We start from the raw sequence: 16413 nt of genomic DNA on the forward strand, positions 1-16413 counted from the left end.
TTTCGACCTTAGCGCAGAGCCGCCTCCGCAGTGCGGCCTGTTCTGTCCGGTGTGGACCGCACGGGCTTGATGTGCAGTCGACACCGCTGGGTCAACGTGCGGCCCCGCCCACACGATCCACCGGCGGCGCCACCTACTCGACGGAGCCGCCGTCGGCGATCGCGTCGCGCCGGGCCTGGGCCTCCTCCGGGGGGAGGGAGCCGCGCTGGATGGTCGACGCCGCATCGCGTGCGACCCGTCGGAGGCGCTTGTCGGACACGTCGCGCTCCCCCACGGCCTGGGGGGTCCAGGCGTTGAGGTCCTCCTCGCTGAACCCGGTCTTGGACGGCCGGCGCTTGGGCGTGAAACCCGTGGCGCCGGGGGCCAGTCGACGGGTGGTGATGAGGAACCCGGTGTGGGCGACCATGCGGTGGTCGGGCCGGACGGCGAGGCCCTCGAGGTGCCAGCCGCGCACCATGGACTCCCAGCCCTCCGGCTCGGTGAAGCGCCCGTCGGCCCGGATGGCCTCGGCGGTGCGGGAGAGCTGGGTGACGGTGGCGACGTAGCTGATCCATACGCCGCCGGGGGCGAGGACCGTGGCGACGGCGTCCAGGCACTCCCACGGAGCGAGCATGTCGAGCACCACGCGGTCCACCGCGCCGGGTTCCTCCTGCTCCAGCACCTGCTCCTGGAAGTCGCCGAGCGTGATCTGCCATGCAGGGTGGGGGCCGCCGAAGATCGTCTCCACGTTGCCGCGCGCGATGTCGGCGAACTCCTCGCGCCGCTCGAACGAGTGGAGGGAACCGGCGTCGCCGACGGCCCGCAGGAGCGAGATGGACAGGGCGCCCGAGCCGACGCCGGCCTCGACCACGCGCGCCCCGGGGAAGATGTCCGCCATCGTCACGATCTGGCCCGCGTCCTTGGGGTAAACCACGGCGGCACCGCGGGGCATCGAGAGCACGAAGTCCGACAGGAGGGGCCGCAGCGCCTGGTAGAGCTGCCCTGTGGTGTTCTCGAGGATGGTCCCCTCGGTGGCGCCGATCAGGGCGTCGTGCTGCAGGAAGCCCTTGTGGGTGTGGAAGGCGCCGCCGGGTGTCAGGGTGATGGTGTTCATGCGGCCCTTCTCGTCGGTCAGCTGCACCCGCTCCCCGGCTCGGAAGGGCCCGCGCCGCGCGTGCGCGCCATGCGGGGTCGGGGAGGCGTGGGGCTGTGGAGGGGTGCTCATGGGAGTCCTTCGGCGTGGGCCGGCGGAACCGGCGTGGGTGAACGGGTGCTGGCGGTGGACGGGAGATGGAAGGAGCGGACGGGGCGGACCGGTGGGCCCGCGCCGGTCAGGGGCCGGGAGTGCCCTTGCCCGTGATGGCGTGCACGACGGTCCGCTGGTGGAGCACTCCGGTCACCGCGCCCTGGCGGTTGATCACGGCGTACTCGCTGCCCTCGAGGCGTGCGAGGAACTGGACCAGTTCCTGCCCCTCCGCCCACTCGGGGACGTAGGCGCCGGCCGCGAGGCGCCGGGCGGCGGCGTCGACCGGCGTCGTTCCCGCCGCCTCGTCGGGGACGGCGAGCAGGGCGGCCTCGTCGACCACCGCTTCCGGGGTCCCGGAGGGAGCTGTGACGACGACGGCGACACCGGGGTTCTCGCGCAGCATGCGGCGCGCGACGGCGATGCTCGTGCCCGCCGGCAGGCCGAGGGCGCGCTGCTGGAGCCTGCCGGCACTGATCTCCGGAAGGCGCTGGCGCATCCGGGCGTTCTCGATGGCGGCGCTCGCGCCCATCCACAGGAAGGCGCCCATCACGACGGTGATGACGATCAGGGTCAGGTCCGGCTGCTGCCCGCGGACCAGTGGAAGGCCCACCACGACGCCGAGGAAGAGGATGACGATGATGCGTCCGGCCCAGCCCGCGGCGACGGTGCCCCTCTCCTGGCTTCCGGTCGCCTTCCACACCGCGCTCTCGACGAGGCGGCCGCCGTCCAGCGGGAGGCCGGGCAGGACGTTGAAGAGGGCCACGAGCAGATTGGCCCAGACGAGGATGGTGGTCAGCAGGTAGGAGACGGACCCCGGCGTCATGGCCTGCAGGAGGGCCCAGCCGAGGCCCGCGAGGACGAAGTTCGCGGCCGGCCCGGCGAGGGCCACGAGGAGCGAGCGCCCGGGTGAGGCGTTGAAGCTCGCGAACTGGGTGTGGCCGCCCCACAGGTTGAGCACGATCCGGGTGGTGGGCCAGCCGAAGGCGCGCGCCGTGAGGGCGTGCGCGAGTTCGTGCAGGAGCACCGAGGCGGCGAGGAGCAGCGCGTAGCCGAGGGCGACGCCGTACGCGCCCGCTCCGAGCCCCGGGAAATTGGCCGCCACGCGCGGGCCGAACACCAGCACGATGAAGGCCGTGATGACGAACCAGGACCAGGCCAGGACCACGGGGATCCCGGCGATGCGGCCCAGGGACAGGCCGGGGCTCGGCTCGGGCCTGGCCGCCTGCTGGCCGCTGCTCATGCGTCCTCACGAACCCCGCGGGCATCACCGTTTCCGGCGTCCCGGGGCAGGAGTGCCGCGAGATCGGCCGGGGTCCGCCCGGCGAGCGTCTCCCAGTCGGTGCGGCGGTCGTCGGCCGGGAGCGGCACGAAGTGCGGGACGGCGAGCGTGACCAGGCCGGCCGCCAGCGCGGAGGTCACACCGGGCAGGGAGTCCTCGACGGCCACGACGCGGTCCTTGCGCAGGCCCGGGTGGTCCGCCGCGAGCAGGTCGAAGCCCAGCTGGTAGGCCTCCGGGTCGGGCTTGCCGGCGCTCACGCGGTCCCCCGTCACCAGGTGGCTGAAGGTGCCCTCCGGCAGCCGGGCCGCCACCGCGCTCGCGAGGAGCGTCTCGGACATGGTGACCATCGCGCAGGGGACCCCCTCCTCGCGCAGCGCGGCGAGCAGCTCCCGCGCCCCGGGCCGCCAGGGGACCGCTGCCCGGACCTCGGCTGCGACCCGCTCCGTCAGGTGCCCGATGATCTCCCGGATCCCGAGCTCCACACCCGCCTGCTGGAGCTGTCCGGCGGAGTACTCGAGCGCCTGGCCCACGAGGGCCGTGGCCTGCTCGGTGGTCCAGGTGCCGCCGAAGGACTCGACCAGTTCCTTCTCGGCCCTGATCCAGTACGGCTCCGTGTCGACGATCGTCCCGTCCATGTCCCAGAGGACCGCCTGCAGGCCGCGGAGGGTCCCGCTGCCTGCCTCGTGGAGGTCGTCGGATCGGGTGCCGGACAGCGTCTGGACGGTGCCTGTGGGGTGGTTGGCCATGCCTCCAAGTCTACGGTGGGGCCCCGGCGGACCCGCACGTCAGCTCTGCGCGTAGTGCCGGAAGCACGCCTGACATGGCTGCGCGCCGGGGTTTAGGGTGAGAGCGTGGACAGCTTCGAAGAGAATCAGCCGAACGGCATACAGGACCTTTTCCAGGATGCCGGCGAGCCCGAGCGACGGACCACGATCCTGCTCGCGGCCTTCGAGGGCTGGAACGACGCCGGGGAGGCGGCGAGCGACGCCCTGAAGTACATGGGGCGGTTCTTCGGCAGCGAACGGATCTCCACCATCGACGCCGACGAGTTCTACGACTTCCAGTTCACGCGCCCGATGATCAAGCGGAACTCCTCGGGGCAGCGCCGCATCAAGTGGCCCAACACCCGGATCAGCAAGACGGTGGTGCCGGACTCGAACGTGGACCTGATCCTCGTCAACGGCGTCGAGCCCTCCTACAAGTGGCGTGCCTACACGGCAGAGCTGGTCGCGCTGGCCAAGGAGCTCAGCGTCGACTGCATCGTGCTGGTCGGGGCGCTGCTGGCCGACGTCCCCCACTCGCGTCCCATCCCCGTGACCGTCACCTCGGACGACGACCTCGTGCGCGAGAGCCTGGACGTGGAGCCGTCCACCTACGAGGGGCCGATCGGGATCGTGGGCGTGCTGGCGGAGATGGGACTGCTCGCGGATATCCCCACCCTGTCGCTGTGGGCCGCCGTACCGCACTATGTGGGCCAGTCACCGTCCCCGAAGGCTCAGCTCGCCCTGCTGAACAAGCTCGAGGAGATCCTGCAGGTCACGGTGGACACGCACATGCTGACGGAGGAGTCGGAGGCCTGGGAGCGCGGCGTGGACGAACTGGCCACGGAGGATCCGGAGGTCGCGGCCTACGTGCGGCAGCTCGAGGAGGCCAAGGACACGGTGGACCTGCCCGAGGCGAGCGGCGAATCGATAGCCCGCGAGTTCGAGCGCTACCTCAAGAAGCGGCGCCGCGAGCAGTAGCCGGGAGGTACCCCCAGTAGGTGCGGGCACCGGGTGGCGCTGCGGGCAGACCGGAGGAGCGCCGCACCGACGTGCGGGAACGGGGCCGGGACGGCTAGAGCCGGACGCCGAGCAGGGCGTCGAGGACGTCGGACAGCGCCTGCCGGCCGGCGGCGTCCCCGGCACCGCCCCTGAGGCCCGCTGCCCACGCGTCCACGGCCGCCACGGCCGACGGCGCGTCGAGGTCGTCCGCCAGGCGTTCACGGATCCGCTCACGCACGACGTCGACATCGGCCCGCGTGGCATCGTCGGCGGCCTCCCGCCATGCGGCGAGGCGGCCCACGGCCTCCTCCAGCACCCGGTCCGTCCAGGACCAGTCCGCTCGGTAGTGGTGGGCCAGGAGGGCCAGACGGATCGCCGCGGGATCGACGCCGTCCCGGCGCAGCCGGGACACCAGGACCAGGTTCCCCCGGGACTTGCTCATCTTCTCGCCCTCGAACCCGACCATGCCGGCGTGGGCGTAGTGGCGGGCGAGGGGCGTGCCGCCGGCGGCCCACGCGTGCGATGCGCTCATCTCGTGGTGCGGGAACACGAGATCCGAGCCGCCGCCCTGCACGGTGAAGGGTGAGGGCAGGAAGCGCCGGGCGATCACGGCGCACTCGATGTGCCAGCCGGGCCTTCCCTCGCCCAGCGACCCGCCGGGCCAGCGCGGCTCGCCCGCCCGCGCGCTGCGCCACAGCAGCGGATCGAGCGCGTTGCGCTTGCCCGGGCGCGCCGGGTCCCCGCCACGCTCCGCGGACAGCGCGAGCATGGTCCCGGCGTCGAGGTGGGAGACCTGCCCCAGGAACCAGCGGGCGTCGTCGTCCTCCCCGAGCGCGGCGCACGCGTCGAGGTCGAAGTAGATGTCACCGTCGGGCTCGCCCTCGCTCCCGTGGACGGCGTAGGCGAGGCCGCGCCCCACCAGGTCCTCGACGACGGGCACGATCCAGTCGATCGACTCGACGGCGCCGATGTACCGGTCGGGCGGCAGCACGTTGAGGGCTTCCATGTCCTCCCGGAACAGGGCGATCTGCCCGGCCGCGAGGTCCTGCCAGTCCACGCCTGTCGCGGTCGCGCGCTCGAGGAGGGGATCGTCGACGTCGGTCACGTTCTGTACGTAGGACACCGTGGATCCGGCGTCCCGCCACGTCCGGTTCAGCAGGTCGAAGGCCACGTAGGTGGCCGCGTGCCCGAGGTGGGTGGCGTCGTAGGGGGTGATGCCGCAGACGTAGAGGCTACGCTCGGGCTCGGCCGCGAGCGGTGCCGGCTCCTGGAGGGCGGTGTCGAACAGGGTGATGTCCGACTGGGTGCCGTCGAGTTCTGGGACAGGAGTCGAGTTCCACGCAATCACACGTTCTACCTTACGGCCCGGCGTCAGGCGCTGATGACACCGAGGCCGAGCAGCACGTACAGCGCGAGACCGAGCAGGATCCGGTACCAGACGAAGAGTCCGTAGCCGCGCGTCGTGACGAACTTCAGGAACCAGCCGATGATCGCGAAGCCCACGACGAAGGCCACCACGGTGGCCAGCGCCGTCTCCGGGAGGGCGTACGGGCCGGTCTCGTCGTAGCTCTTCACGAGCTGGAACACGCCGCTGCCGAAGACGGCCGGGATCGCGAGGAGGAAAGAGTAGCGGGCCGCGGCCTCGCGTGTGTAGCCCATGAGCAGGCCCGCCGTGATGGTCCCGCCCGAGCGCGACACGCCCGGGACGAGGGCCAGAGCCTGCGCCAGTCCGTACAGGATGCCGTGCCGGTACGTCAGGCTCGAGAGGTCGCGCGTCTGCCGTCCCACGTGGTCGGCGACGGCCAGGATCAGCCCGAAGACGATCAGCATAGTGGCCACGATCCACATGCTGCGGAACGTGCTCTCGATCTGGTCCTGGAACAGGAGGCCGAGCACCACGATCGGGACGCTGCCGAGGATGACGAGCCAGCCCATGCGCACATCCGGGTCGTTCCGCGGAACCGTGCCCCGCAGGGCGCCGAACCACGACCTGACGATCCGGACGATGTCCCGCCAGAAGAACACGACGACGGCGGTCTCCGTGCCGAGCTGCGTGATCGCTGTGAATGCCGCCCCCGGGTCCTGCGCGTTCGGCAGGAGCTCGCCCACGATGCGCAGGTGTGCGCTCGAGGAGATGGGCAGGAATTCGGTGAGGCCCTGGACGAATCCCAGGATGACTGCTTCTATCCAATGCACCCTTACGACCCTAAGCCATGCGGCGAGGGCCAGGCTTTAGGCTAGGCCTCATGCAACGGCGAAACGTGGGAGCGAGCGGCCTGACCGTCTCTGCGCTGGGACTGGGCACCATGAACTGGGGCCAGGAGGTGACCGAGGAGGCGGCCCGCGAGCAGCTCCGGCTGTTCACCGACGCCGGGGGCACCCTCGTCGAGACCGCGGCCCGCTACGGCGAGGGCCAGGCCGAGGCGATGCTCGGGTCCTTCATCGGCGATACCGTGGCACGCTCGGAGCTCGTCCTCGTGGTGCAGGGCGGTACCACCCGCTCGGGCAGCCGGCGCCTCGACAGTTCCAGGCGCGGCCTGCTCGACTCCCTGGATGCGTCCCTGTCACTGCTCGGCACGGACCACGTGGACGTGTGGCTCGCGCCCTCCCCCGATCCCGCGGTTCCACTGCAGGAGACCCTGAGCGCGCTCGGCGTGGCCTACTCGAGCGGCCGCGCTCGCTATGTGGGGGTCTCCAACTACTCCGGCTGGGAGTTCGCGCGGGCCGCGTCGACGGCGTCCTTCCCCCTCCTGGTCAACGACGTCGAGTACTCGCTCGTGAGCCGGGGCGCCGAACGCGAGGTCTTCCCGGCGGCCGAGGCCTGCGGCGCGGCGGTCCTGGCTTGGGGCCCCCTCGGCCGTGGGGTCCTCACCGGCAAGTACCGCGGCAGGATCCCCGCGGAGTCACGCGCCGCGTCCGAGGTGTGGTCGCCCTACGTCGAGCCCTACCTCTCCGGGAAACCCCAGCGGGTCACGGAGGCTCTGTGCACCGCGTCCCGGGGCCTTGACCTGCAGCCGCACGAGCTCGCGCTGCGCTGGCTCCTGCACCGGCCCGGCGTCGCCGCGGCGATCATCGGCGCGCGGACCCCGCAGCAGCTCAAGGAGATCCTGGAGACCAGCGGCGCACCCGTCGCCGGGCCCATCGCGGAGGTGCTGGACGAGGTCTCGGCCCTGTCCTGATCCGTCGTGTCCCGACCGGCCCTCCCATGATCGGTCCGTCGCCTCAGGGCCGCCCGCCCGTCGGTGCCGGACAGGGGAACCGGCCGCTCCGTGGTCAGTGCTCTATCTCGGCCTCGACGCGGTCCGACGCGAAGCCGGTACCGTCACCGCCATCCTCGGCGTCGTCGGCATCGTCGTCGGCGATGTCGTCGACAACCTCGAGGTCGTCGTCCTCGAGGTCGTCGTCGTCGTCGTCCGCGAGGTCGGGATCGTCGTCGTCCGATTCCTCGTAGATCTCGAAGGGCGTCAGCTCGCCGAAGGCGTCGTAGAGGGCTTCCTCGTACACCTCGAACGCGTCCACGATGCCGAGGTACGCCGCTGCGACCGCGGGGTCCGTCTCGCGCCGGCGTGACGCCGACGCAGCGAGGTGTTCCTCGAGGGCCGTCACGAGCGACTGGAGCGCGACACGCGGATCTATGCTCATGGCTAGACGTTATCGGTAAAGTGATCCGAACTGGAGGGATATGCGAGAACATTTTCTGAACGCCACGGCCGTCCGGCAACGCGATTACGGGCGGCAATACGAGTATCTCGTCCTCACCGTCAACGCCGGTGAGCCCCTGCCCGCGGCACGGAAGCTGCTGACCGAACACGCCGAGTACGGGAAGTGGGAACTGGAGCGCAGCTGCATCTACATGGGTGGCAGCAGGCGGTACTGGCTGCGACGCAAGGTGCTGCGGGTCGAGCGCACCGCCTAGCGACCGACGGGCGCCTGTCTCAGGTGGACGGCGGACCGAGCAGGGCCGTGGCCACGGTGGCGCGCGCCGACTCCTCCGTCGATGGGTGGAACTGACCGGCAAGGGCGTCGCGGTGCAGACGCGCCACCTCGGACGACGCCGAGAAGCCCGAGCCACCGCCCACGTGCAGAGCCGCACCGGTCGCGGCGACCGCCGCGTCGACTGCGTGGGTCTTCAGCGTCACGAGCCGCGCGAACCACTGCGATCCGACGTCGGTCCGGGCGTCGAGGTCCTGCGTCACGCTGCGGAGCTCGGCCTCGGCCCCGGTCCGCCGCATGGCCGCGCCGGCCAGGAGGTTCCGGAGCACAGGGTCGTCGGCGAGCGGGCGGTCCGCGACGTGGCTCCGCCGCCGGGCCAGTGCAAGGGCTGCGAGGTCGAGCGCCCGATCCGCGATCCCGAGATAGACCGAGGCGATGAGGCTCTCGAAGGCGGCGAAGATCCCGAACACGAGGAGGTCCGCGTTCGGGCCGGCCGGGATGCGCCGGAATACGGCGCCGGCGGGCACGCGCACGTCGGACAGGCGGGTCGTGTGGGACTGCGTGGCGCGCATCCCGAGCGGGTTCCAGTCCTCGACGATCTCCACGCCGGGCGTCCCGCGCGGCACGAACGCGTGGAGGATAACGTCCTCGCCGTTCTGCCCCTCGAGCTTGCCGAAGATCCCGAGCCGGGTCCACACGGGCGAGAGGCTCGTGAAGACCTTCGTACCGGTGAAGCCGAAGCCGCCGTCGGGCAGGGACTCGACGCGCGTCAGCGAGTCGAACAGCACGGCGTCGTTGCCCGGTTCGGAGACGCCGAACGCGAAGATCTCGCCCTGCGCGGCGTCGTCGAGGACGAACCGCAGCGACGCGTCCCCCCGGTCGGCGAGGAGTCCCGCGACGGCCGTCCACACCAGGTGCATGTTGACCCCGAGGGCGGTCGCGGGAGCGGCAGAGGCCAGCCGCCGCTGTGCAGCTGCCGCCCCTCCCATCCCACCCGCATCGCCCGGCGGGGTGTCCACCAGCATCCGGAGGTACCCGGCGGACTCGAGTTCGGCGAAGTCCTCCGTGAAGAAGGTGTTGGCGTCGTCGTAACCGGCAGCCCGGGCGCGGAAGCGCTCGAGCAGCTCCGCGGTCAGGAGCGGGTCCGGGGTCGACGCCGTCACGGACGGTCCTCTCAGTAGGTGGTGAGGAGGCGGGAGAGCACCTTGGCGCCGAAACGCAGCGAGTCCGTCGGGACGCGCTCGTCGACGCCGTGGAACATGCCCGTGAAATCGAGCTCGTCGGGCAGCTGCAGGGGCGCGAAGCCGTAGCCGGTGATGCCGAGGCGGCTCAGCGACTTGTTGTCCGTGCCGCCCGAGAGCGTGTAGGGCAGGACCTTCGCCCCGGGATCCTCGGCGTGCAGTGCGTCGATCATCGAGTCCACCAGGTTGCCCGCGAAGGGGACCTCGAGGGAGGTGTCCTTGTGCTCGTAGCTCACGTCTACACCCTCGCCCGCGAGGCCGCGGATGATCTCCAGGACCTGGTCCTGCTGGCCCGGCAGCGTCCGCACGTCGATGAGCGCCTCGGCGGTGCCGGGGATGACGTTGTGCTTGTACCCGCCCTTCAGGACCGTGGGGTTGGCGGTGTTCTGCAGGGTCGCCCCGACGAAGCGCGCCACCGTACCCAGCTCCTTGAGGATGATGTCGGGGTTGTCGGGGTCGAACTCGACGCCCGTCAGCTCGGTGACGCCGTCGAGGAACTGGCGGGTGGTGGGGGTGAGTTCGATGGGCCAGGCGTGGTCGCCGATCCGGGTGACGGCGCGGGCCAGGGCGGTCACGGCGTTGTCGGTGTTGATCTGCGAACCGTGGCCCGCGCGGCCGTGCGCCACGAGCCGCAACCAGGAGATGCCCTTCTCCGCCGTCTGCAGGAGGTAGGTGCGCTGGCCGCCGATCGTGGCCGAGAAGCCTCCCACCTCGGAGATGGCTTCCGTGGCTCCCTCGAAGACCTCAGGCTTGTTGTCCACGAGCCAGGAGGCGCCGTAGGCACCACCGGCTTCCTCGTCGGCGAAGAAGCCGAAGATCAGGTCGCGCTGCGGCCGGACGCCGTCGCGCTGCATGGAGCGCAGGACGGACAGGATCATGGCGTCCATGTCCTTCATGTCCACCGCACCGCGGCCCCAGATCAGGCCGTCCTTCTCCTCGCCGCCGAAGGGATCGACGGTCCAGTCCTCCTTCTGCGCCGGCACGACGTCGAGGTGTCCGTGCACCACGAGGGCGGGGAGGGAGGAGTTCGTGCCCTCCATGCGGGCGACGACGGAGGTGCGGCCCGGCGCCGATTCGAAGAGCTGCGTGGACAGGCCCACCTCCTCGATGAGTCCCGCCGTGTACTCCGCGGCCTGCCGCTCCCCCGGCCCCACGTTGTCCCCGAAGTTCGAGGTGTCGATTCGGATCAGGTCCTGGCAGATCCTGACGACTTCATCTTCGGGTGGCATGCCCACGGGGTCCTCCTCGGTAGTGGTTGCCCTCCAGCCTACCGAGAGCCGGTGGACCGGAGGGTGCACACCGGGTCCCGGCGGGCGCGTCCTGTACGCCGGACCGTGCCCGGTGAGGACCCGCCCTTCCGGCCCCTAGGGTCCCTCGGTGAACTCCTCGGTGATCTCACCGATGTACTGGATGGTGAGGACCGGCGAGTCCATCTCGTCGGTGCCGGCGACCAGCGCGACGTACAGGTGTTCGTCCTCGAAGCCCGAGGCCACGTAGTCGAAGCTCTTCCATGTCGGGTGCTCGGCGGCACCGTGCCAGGCGGGGTGCAGCAGCAGGTCCTCCCATTCGGACTCCGCCGGCAGGCCCTCCAGTCCGAGCGCCGCGACGACGGTGTGCTCCACGGCCACGGGGCAGAGGAAGTACCGGGCGGAGGCGTACGGGCTGATGTCGACCAGGGTGCCTTCGGCCAGTGCCTTCTGGCGCGCCGGGCCGGGGTGCTTCTCCGGGATCTCGTGGGTGAGCTGGTGTTCGAGCAGATCGACCTGCTCGGTGCTGGGCATCCCCTCCGGGTAGAGGTAGGGGTTCACGCGGGAGGCAGGGTCGTACGGCACGAACCAGGCAGGCTCCTCCGGCTGCCTGCCCTCCGGGGCCGGCTGGTAGGCGTCCTCCAGCACGGTGGTCTCCTCGAGCAGTCCGACCACCAGGCGGTCGAGGTTCACGGCACCGAGGTTCGCGCCGTACTCGGTATCGGCGTTCCGTACGCCCTTCTTGGCGAAGCAGTAGGCGGCGAGCTCGTGCGCGAAGGTGCGCGGGTCCTCCCAGCCGAGCTCGAAGTCCGATGCCACCTCGGCCGCGACGACGGCGAAGCGCTGCATGAACCCGGCGGTGTAGTAGCGCCGGTACGCCGGGGGCAGGATGTCGACGACCCGCGCTCCCGCGGAGGTGATATACGCCTGCGGGTCGCCGCCGGCGGCCTCGATCGTGCGCAGCGCGAAGATGTCGTCGAAGATCCCGCCCAGCACGATCGGGATGGACTGCCGCAGTGCGCCACGGAGCAGCTGCGCGAGCACCAGGTCCTTGAGCCGGGCTTCCGGGGAGTCGTAGTTGGACGCCGGGAGCTGACCCTCCTCGTCGAGCTGCATCCGTCCGATGCACGCGCCCTGCAGTTCCGGGCCGCCGAAGTAGCCGAGCAGGGTCAGGTGGACACCCTCGAGCTTCCGGCCCTCGTTGATCAGGTCGATCTGCCGGGGCGTGAGGTCATGCGGGTCGATCTCCGGTGCCACGCCACTCCTCGCTCGACGGTGGCGCCAGACTAGCAGCCTGGAGCCGCACACGCTGGGCGATTCGAGCTCATCTGTGCGCCGGGGATAGCAGATGGTTCGTCGTCGGTCGCTTCTCCGTCCCCACAGACTTCACCATGAGTACCATCACTCCCATTGAGGCACTCCGATCACTTCTGTTTCTGCCCGCCGAAGGATATGCTATGCGCCGGGCGTCGGGCCCACAGACCGAGGGAACCTCATGAGCAAGCCACTGAACCGGACGATGTCCGCTGCCGCCGTCGTCCTGATCGGAGGGCTAGCCCTCGGTATCCCTGCGGCGTCGGCCGAGGAGCCCACCTCTGATCCTTCGGCCCCCCCGTCGACAGTCACTTCCCCGTCGACAGTCACTTCCCCGTCGACAGTCACTTCCCCGCCGACGTCCGAGCAGGTAGTGCCCACCACTCCCGCCCCGACCACACCTGGCGTGGTTACGGATCCGCCGGTGGAGACACCTGGCCCGTCTGCTCCAGCCCCGACCCAACCCCCGGCTCCGACTCCGACTCCGACTCCTGAAGCTCCTCCCGCCCCGGAGACCGCTGTCCCCGTCCCAGCGCCGGTGGAGACGCGGGCGCCCGATCCGGCCCCGAACCAGTTCCACGAGTGGCAGCCCATCCAGCAGGTCGGGCCGTCGATCCTGCCTCCCGGGGCCCCGCTGCCGGAACCGATCTTCGAGGAGGTGCCTCCCGTGGCCGAGGTCGCGCCCGTGGAGGAGGCGCCTGCCGAAGCCGCTCCGGTGGCCAAGCCGACGGTACCGGCCGAACCCGCACCAACAGCGACGTCGTCCGCGTCCGCGTCCGCGTCCGCGCCCGCGAGCGCGGAACCGATCGCGATCGAGCGGGCCGACTCCCCTCGGGGGTTCGAGGTTCCGCTGCTGGCGGGTCTGTCCGTCGTGATCCTCGGCTGCATCGCCGGGCTGGTGAAGATCTTCGGCTTCCCCCGGCGCCACGCAGCCTAGCTTCACAGGCACTTCGCCAGGGCGCAGGGTGCCGTGCACGAATCCCCCTGCCGTCCCAGCGCACCCTGGACGGTCGCCGGTGTGGGGTCCTTACAGAACCACCCTCGTTCTTCGGGACGTCGACCACGGCATCTCCTTGCACTCACCGGGAGTCCGCTCCTGACTCATGGAGGGCTGCAGTCTGCTGATCTGCCTGCCTGAGGGGATGTCCCACCCGGACAGGGCGGCAACCGGCACGGTCATGCGTCCTGAGATGCTGCGTCCTTGGGCCTCAGGTCTGGTGTCCGTTGCGGACCCGCATCCTACTGCTTGAGGCAACCACCACCCCATCAGGAACTTCCGTCGATACCAGTCCATGCCGAGGCAGTCTCCCCGCTGCACATCGTAGGGGATGCGCAGCACAGCGGCTTCGGCACTCGCATGGTCGCAACTACTCCTCGCGTGGTCGAGGCACAAAAAAACCCCCGGCGAACCGGGGGTTTTTCCTGTGCGCGGAGGGGGACTTGAACCCCCACCCTCAATAAGAGGACTAGCACCTCAAGCTAGCGCGTCTGCCATTCCGCCACCCGCGCGGGTGGTATTTCGCGGTCGAAACCGGCGAAAGCAACGAGTAAGACATTACCACGGGTACGCCGGTGTTGTTGCATCGGCGGCTGTGGCGCGGCGGCGGAAGCCGCCGATCGTGCCCTGCTACATCGACGACATCCGGCCCACCGCGCCGCAGCGCGTCGAAGAAGCGTTCGCGTGGGATCGCCGCCTACGCCTGCGGTGCCTGGGACCGACGCGTACCCATAAGTCATCCGTCAGGAGCATGGACAACGTTATGGATCTGAGTATCTTCGGTGCCATGAGCACCCCCATCCAGGTCCGCGGTCTCGTGAAACGTTTCGGTCGCGCGCTCGCTCTCGACAGCCTCGATCTCGAGGTCGCATCGGGAGAGGTGCACGGTTTCCTCGGCCCGAACGGTGCCGGGAAGTCGACGACCATCCGCATCCTCCTGGGGCTCGCACGGGCGTCCGCCGGTGAGGTGACCGTGTTCGGCCGGGACCCGTGGAAGGAGGCATCCGCTCTGCATCGACTGATCGCGTACGTGCCGGGAGATGTCAGCATCTGGCCGAATCTCACGGGCGGCGAGGCGGTCGACCTGCTGGGCCGGCTCCGCGGGAGCCCGGACGACAAGGCCGGTTATCGGGGACGCCGCGACCGTCTGGTCGAGGCGTTCCAGTTCGACCCGCGCAAGAAGGGCCGCGCGTACTCGAAGGGCAACCGGCAGAAGGTCGCGCTCATCGCAGCATTCGCGACGCCCGCCGACCTGTACATCATGGACGAACCGACGAGTGGCCTCGACCCGCTGATGGAGGTCGTCTTCGATCGGGAGGTGGCCCGCGTCGCCGCCGAGGGCGCAACGGTCCTGCTGTCGAGTCACATCCTCTCGGAGGTCGAGGAGCTCTGCGATCGGGTCAGCATCATCCGCGCCGGCCGGACCGTCGAATCCGGCACGCTCGCCGAGCTCCGCCACCTCACACGCACCCAGATCACCTTCTCTGCCGAGGGACAAGTGGATATGGCGGGCGACGCGCTGAAGGGCGCCGCCGCACCCGGCTCGTTGAAGGGCATCCCCGACGTGCACGACGTCATCGTGGACCACGGCAGACTGACCTTCACGATCGACAGCGACCGGGTGGCCGCCGTGCTTCCCGAACTCGCCCGCCGGAACGTGCAGGGACTCACCGTGGCGCCGCCGTCGCTCGAGGAGCTGTTCCTGCGTCACTACGGCGACGAGATAGTCCCCGGTAGGACATCCGAGCGGGCCGTCGCCGCCGCGCGGGTCTGATGTCCGCCCTGGGCTTGCTGCTCGGTCTGCGCCTGCGCCGCGACCGGGTGCAGCTCGCGCTGTGGATCATCGGTACTGCCGCGCTCGCGCTGTTCGCGACCGTCTCGCTCGCCGACACGTTCGGGAGCGCCGACGAACGCCGTACCCTGTTGGCGCTTGCCATTGCGACACCGGCTGTCCTCGTGTTCCGTGGCACGCCGAACGGGGCCGGACTCGACGAGGTGACGTTCTTCGCGATCTTCGCGTTCCTGGCACTGCTCGCCGGGCTGATGAGTACCTTCCTCGCGGTCCGGCACACCCGTGGCGATGAGGAGCAGGGGCGCGCGGAGATGGTCTCCGCGACATCGGCCGGGCGGATGACGCCGGTGCTCGCCACACTGGTGCATGGGATCGGGGCGAATGCCGTCCTCGGCGCCGCGGTGGCCGTGGCCTTCGTCGCGGGCGGCCTCGACGCGACCGGTTCAGGAGTCGCGGGTGCGGCGGTCGCGGCATGCGGGGTCGCGTTCCTCGCCTTCGGGCTCTTCGCCGCCCAGGTTCTGCGCACCTCACGCGGCGCGAACGGTCTCTCCGTCGCCTTCGTGGTGGGCGCGTACGTCCTGCGCGGCCTCGGCGACGCCGCCGGTACCGCATCCCCGGACCTGCTGTCCGTCACGCCCGCCTGGCCGAGCCGGCTGTCGCCGATCGGCTGGGCGCAGCGCACCGGGGCCTGGAACCAGAACGACCTCATGCCGCTCCTGCTCGATCTCGTGTTCGCTGCAGTGCTCGTCGCCGTCGTCCTCGCGCTGCAGTCGGTCCGGGACACCGGCGCGAGCCTTCTCGCTCCGCGTGCCGGCCGGGCGACGGCGCCTGCGGCACTCTCGGGGTCCTTCGGACTCGCCTGGCGACTCACGCGCGCAGGCGTACTCGCCTGGGCCGTCGGCGCGTTCGTCGCCGGCGTGCTCGCGACGACGCTGACCACCCTCGTCGGCCGGATCGGTGAACAGGCACCGGAGGTCGCGGCGACACTCGGACGCCTCTCCCGGGCCGGATCCACACTGGAGCAGGCGCTCGTGGCGACGATCTTCTCGCTTGTCGGCATGCTCGCTGCTGCCTGCGCCATCCAGGTGATGATCAGGGCGCGTCAGGAGGAGACGAGCGGCACCGCCGAACTACTCCTCGGGTCGAGTCCGGTGGGGCGGTTGCGCTGGGCGGCGACGTACGTCGGCGCAGGGGCTGTCGGCATCGCCATCGTGCTGCTGGCGGCATTCCTCGGCGCGGTGCTCGGAGCGGCGGGTGGCGGCGAGACGTCCGCCGCGATCGGCGACGCTGCCCAGGCCGCCGTCGGGCAGGTGCCGGTAGCGCTCGTGTTCCTCGGCGTCGCGCTCGTCGTCTTCGTCCTCCTGCCCGCGCTGACGGTCCCCCTCACCTGGTCGCTGCTCGGCCTCGCGACGATCCTCGGCATCTTCGGAGGACTCATCGGGCTCCCGGAGTGGATCGTCGACCTGTCTCCGTTCGCCAACTCCCCGGTGCCCGCCGGGGACAGCGTCGACTGGACCGGCGGCGTCTGGATGCTCGTGATCGCTGCCGCGGCGATCACGGGTGGAACAGTGATCGCGGGCCGCCGTGAACTGCGGACGGGAGGCTGAGTCCTGCGGAGGCCG

15 protein-coding genes and 1 tRNA gene are annotated in these 16413 nt (G+C 70.6%); 6 read left to right on the top strand and 10 right to left on the bottom strand.

The features are described 5' to 3' along the window. Positions 1-133: 133 nt before the first annotated feature. From CI785_RS03020 to CI785_RS03030, 3 genes are all read right to left on the bottom strand, one after another. Positions 134-1204 carry a tRNA (adenine-N1)-methyltransferase gene (locus CI785_RS03020; protein ID WP_105030631.1) on the bottom strand — a complete coding sequence of 357 codons (1071 nt, stop codon included), beginning with the start codon at positions 1202-1204 and terminating at the stop codon, positions 134-136. A gap of 106 nt (positions 1205-1310) precedes the next feature. After that, a complete protein-coding gene (locus CI785_RS03025) occupies positions 1311-2465 on the bottom strand; it encodes a site-2 protease family protein (protein WP_105030632.1) in 1155 nt (384 codons plus the stop codon). After that, positions 2462-3250, bottom strand: a complete 789-nt coding sequence (locus tag CI785_RS03030) for an HAD family hydrolase (RefSeq protein WP_105030633.1) — start codon at positions 3248-3250, stop codon at positions 2462-2464. The genes CI785_RS03025 and CI785_RS03030 overlap by 4 nt, the downstream gene beginning before the upstream one ends. Positions 3251-3355: 105 nt before the next feature. On the opposite strand from CI785_RS03030, the gene CI785_RS03035 reads away from it, so the two are divergent. Further along, the gene (locus CI785_RS03035) at positions 3356-4246 is read left to right on the top strand and encodes a PAC2 family protein (protein WP_105030634.1); all 891 of its coding nucleotides are present in this window, start codon (positions 3356-3358) and stop codon (positions 4244-4246) included. A 94-nt stretch (positions 4247-4340) separates the two neighbouring features. On the opposite strand, the gene mshC is transcribed toward CI785_RS03035, so the two are convergent. Both mshC and CI785_RS03045 read right to left on the bottom strand, forming a co-directional pair. Beyond that, positions 4341-5615, bottom strand: a complete 1275-nt coding sequence (mshC, locus tag CI785_RS03040) for a cysteine--1-D-myo-inosityl 2-amino-2-deoxy-alpha-D-glucopyranoside ligase (protein ID WP_105030635.1) — start codon at positions 5613-5615, stop codon at positions 4341-4343. 23 nt (positions 5616-5638) lie between these two features. Beyond that, positions 5639-6463 carry an undecaprenyl-diphosphate phosphatase gene (locus CI785_RS03045; protein WP_105030636.1) on the bottom strand — a complete coding sequence of 275 codons (825 nt, stop codon included), beginning with the start codon at positions 6461-6463 and terminating at the stop codon, positions 5639-5641. Positions 6464-6513: 50 nt separating this feature from the next. Here CI785_RS03045 and CI785_RS03050 point away from each other — a divergent pair, with 50 nt between their 5' ends. Beyond that, positions 6514-7446 (top strand): aldo/keto reductase, encoded by a 933-nt coding sequence (locus CI785_RS03050; RefSeq protein ID WP_105030637.1) that lies wholly within the window; start codon positions 6514-6516, stop codon positions 7444-7446. A gap of 94 nt (positions 7447-7540) precedes the next feature. Here CI785_RS03050 and CI785_RS16950 read toward each other — a convergent pair whose 3' ends face one another. Further along, positions 7541-7909: a primosomal protein gene (locus tag CI785_RS16950; RefSeq protein WP_157940136.1), complete on the bottom strand. Its 369-nt coding sequence runs from the start codon at positions 7907-7909 to the stop codon at positions 7541-7543. Positions 7910-7949: 40 nt separating this feature from the next. On the opposite strand from CI785_RS16950, the gene CI785_RS03060 reads away from it, so the two are divergent. Beyond that, positions 7950-8183: a DUF5703 family protein gene (locus CI785_RS03060; RefSeq protein ID WP_105030639.1), complete on the top strand. Its 234-nt coding sequence runs from the start codon at positions 7950-7952 to the stop codon at positions 8181-8183. A gap of 19 nt (positions 8184-8202) precedes the next feature. On the opposite strand, the gene CI785_RS03065 is transcribed toward CI785_RS03060, so the two are convergent. From CI785_RS03065 to CI785_RS03075, 3 genes are all read right to left on the bottom strand, one after another. After that, entirely contained in the window at positions 8203-9363 is a 1161-nt protein-coding gene (locus tag CI785_RS03065; protein ID WP_105030640.1) for an acyl-CoA dehydrogenase family protein, read from the bottom strand. Between the two features lie 11 nt (positions 9364-9374). Then, on the bottom strand, positions 9375-10670 hold the full coding sequence (locus tag CI785_RS03070) for a M20/M25/M40 family metallo-hydrolase (RefSeq protein WP_105030788.1): 1296 nt from the start codon (positions 10668-10670) through the stop codon (positions 9375-9377). Between the two features lie 135 nt (positions 10671-10805). After that, positions 10806-11945: a hypothetical protein gene (locus tag CI785_RS03075; RefSeq protein ID WP_105030641.1), complete on the bottom strand. Its 1140-nt coding sequence runs from the start codon at positions 11943-11945 to the stop codon at positions 10806-10808. A 595-nt stretch (positions 11946-12540) separates the two neighbouring features. Between CI785_RS03075 and CI785_RS03080 the strand changes: the two genes are divergently transcribed. Further along, the gene (locus CI785_RS03080; protein ID WP_105030642.1) at positions 12541-12939 is read left to right on the top strand and encodes a hypothetical protein; all 399 of its coding nucleotides are present in this window, start codon (positions 12541-12543) and stop codon (positions 12937-12939) included. Between the two features lie 488 nt (positions 12940-13427). On the opposite strand, the gene CI785_RS03085 is transcribed toward CI785_RS03080, so the two are convergent. Further along, positions 13428-13511 (bottom strand) — tRNA-Leu (locus tag CI785_RS03085). A 275-nt stretch (positions 13512-13786) separates the two neighbouring features. Here CI785_RS03085 and CI785_RS03090 point away from each other — a divergent pair. Next, the gene (locus CI785_RS03090; protein ID WP_105030789.1) at positions 13787-14773 is read left to right on the top strand and encodes an ABC transporter ATP-binding protein; all 987 of its coding nucleotides are present in this window, start codon (positions 13787-13789) and stop codon (positions 14771-14773) included. Then, positions 14773-16398, top strand: coding sequence for an ABC transporter permease (locus CI785_RS03095; protein WP_105030643.1), 1626 nt, complete (start codon positions 14773-14775; stop codon positions 16396-16398). Before CI785_RS03090 ends, CI785_RS03095 begins: the two co-directional genes overlap by 1 nt. Positions 16399-16413 lie beyond the last annotated feature (15 nt).

This window comes from Arthrobacter ruber, from assembly GCF_002954225.1.
Classification (GTDB): domain Bacteria; phylum Actinomycetota; class Actinomycetes; order Actinomycetales; family Micrococcaceae; genus Arthrobacter_D; species Arthrobacter_D ruber.

Excerpts from the sequence above, each read along its gene's own strand:
- CI785_RS03020 (WP_105030631.1), bottom strand. The coding sequence starts at position 1,204 with ATGAGCACCCCTCCACAGCCCCACGCCTCCCCGACCCCGCATGGCGCG.
- CI785_RS03025 (WP_105030632.1), bottom strand. The coding sequence starts at position 2,465 with ATGAGCAGCGGCCAGCAGGCGGCCAGGCCCGAGCCGAGCCCCGGCCTG.
- CI785_RS03030 (WP_105030633.1), bottom strand. The coding sequence starts at position 3,250 with ATGGCCAACCACCCCACAGGCACCGTCCAGACGCTGTCCGGCACCCGA.
- CI785_RS03050 (WP_105030637.1), top strand. The coding sequence starts at position 6,514 with ATGCAACGGCGAAACGTGGGAGCGAGCGGCCTGACCGTCTCTGCGCTG.
- CI785_RS16950 (WP_157940136.1), bottom strand. The coding sequence starts at position 7,909 with ATGAGCATAGATCCGCGTGTCGCGCTCCAGTCGCTCGTGACGGCCCTC.
- CI785_RS03060 (WP_105030639.1), top strand. The coding sequence starts at position 7,950 with ATGCGAGAACATTTTCTGAACGCCACGGCCGTCCGGCAACGCGATTAC.
- CI785_RS03070 (WP_105030788.1), bottom strand. The coding sequence starts at position 10,670 with ATGCCACCCGAAGATGAAGTCGTCAGGATCTGCCAGGACCTGATCCGA.
- CI785_RS03090 (WP_105030789.1), top strand. The coding sequence starts at position 13,787 with ATGAGCACCCCCATCCAGGTCCGCGGTCTCGTGAAACGTTTCGGTCGC.
- CI785_RS03095 (WP_105030643.1), top strand. The coding sequence starts at position 14,773 with ATGTCCGCCCTGGGCTTGCTGCTCGGTCTGCGCCTGCGCCGCGACCGG.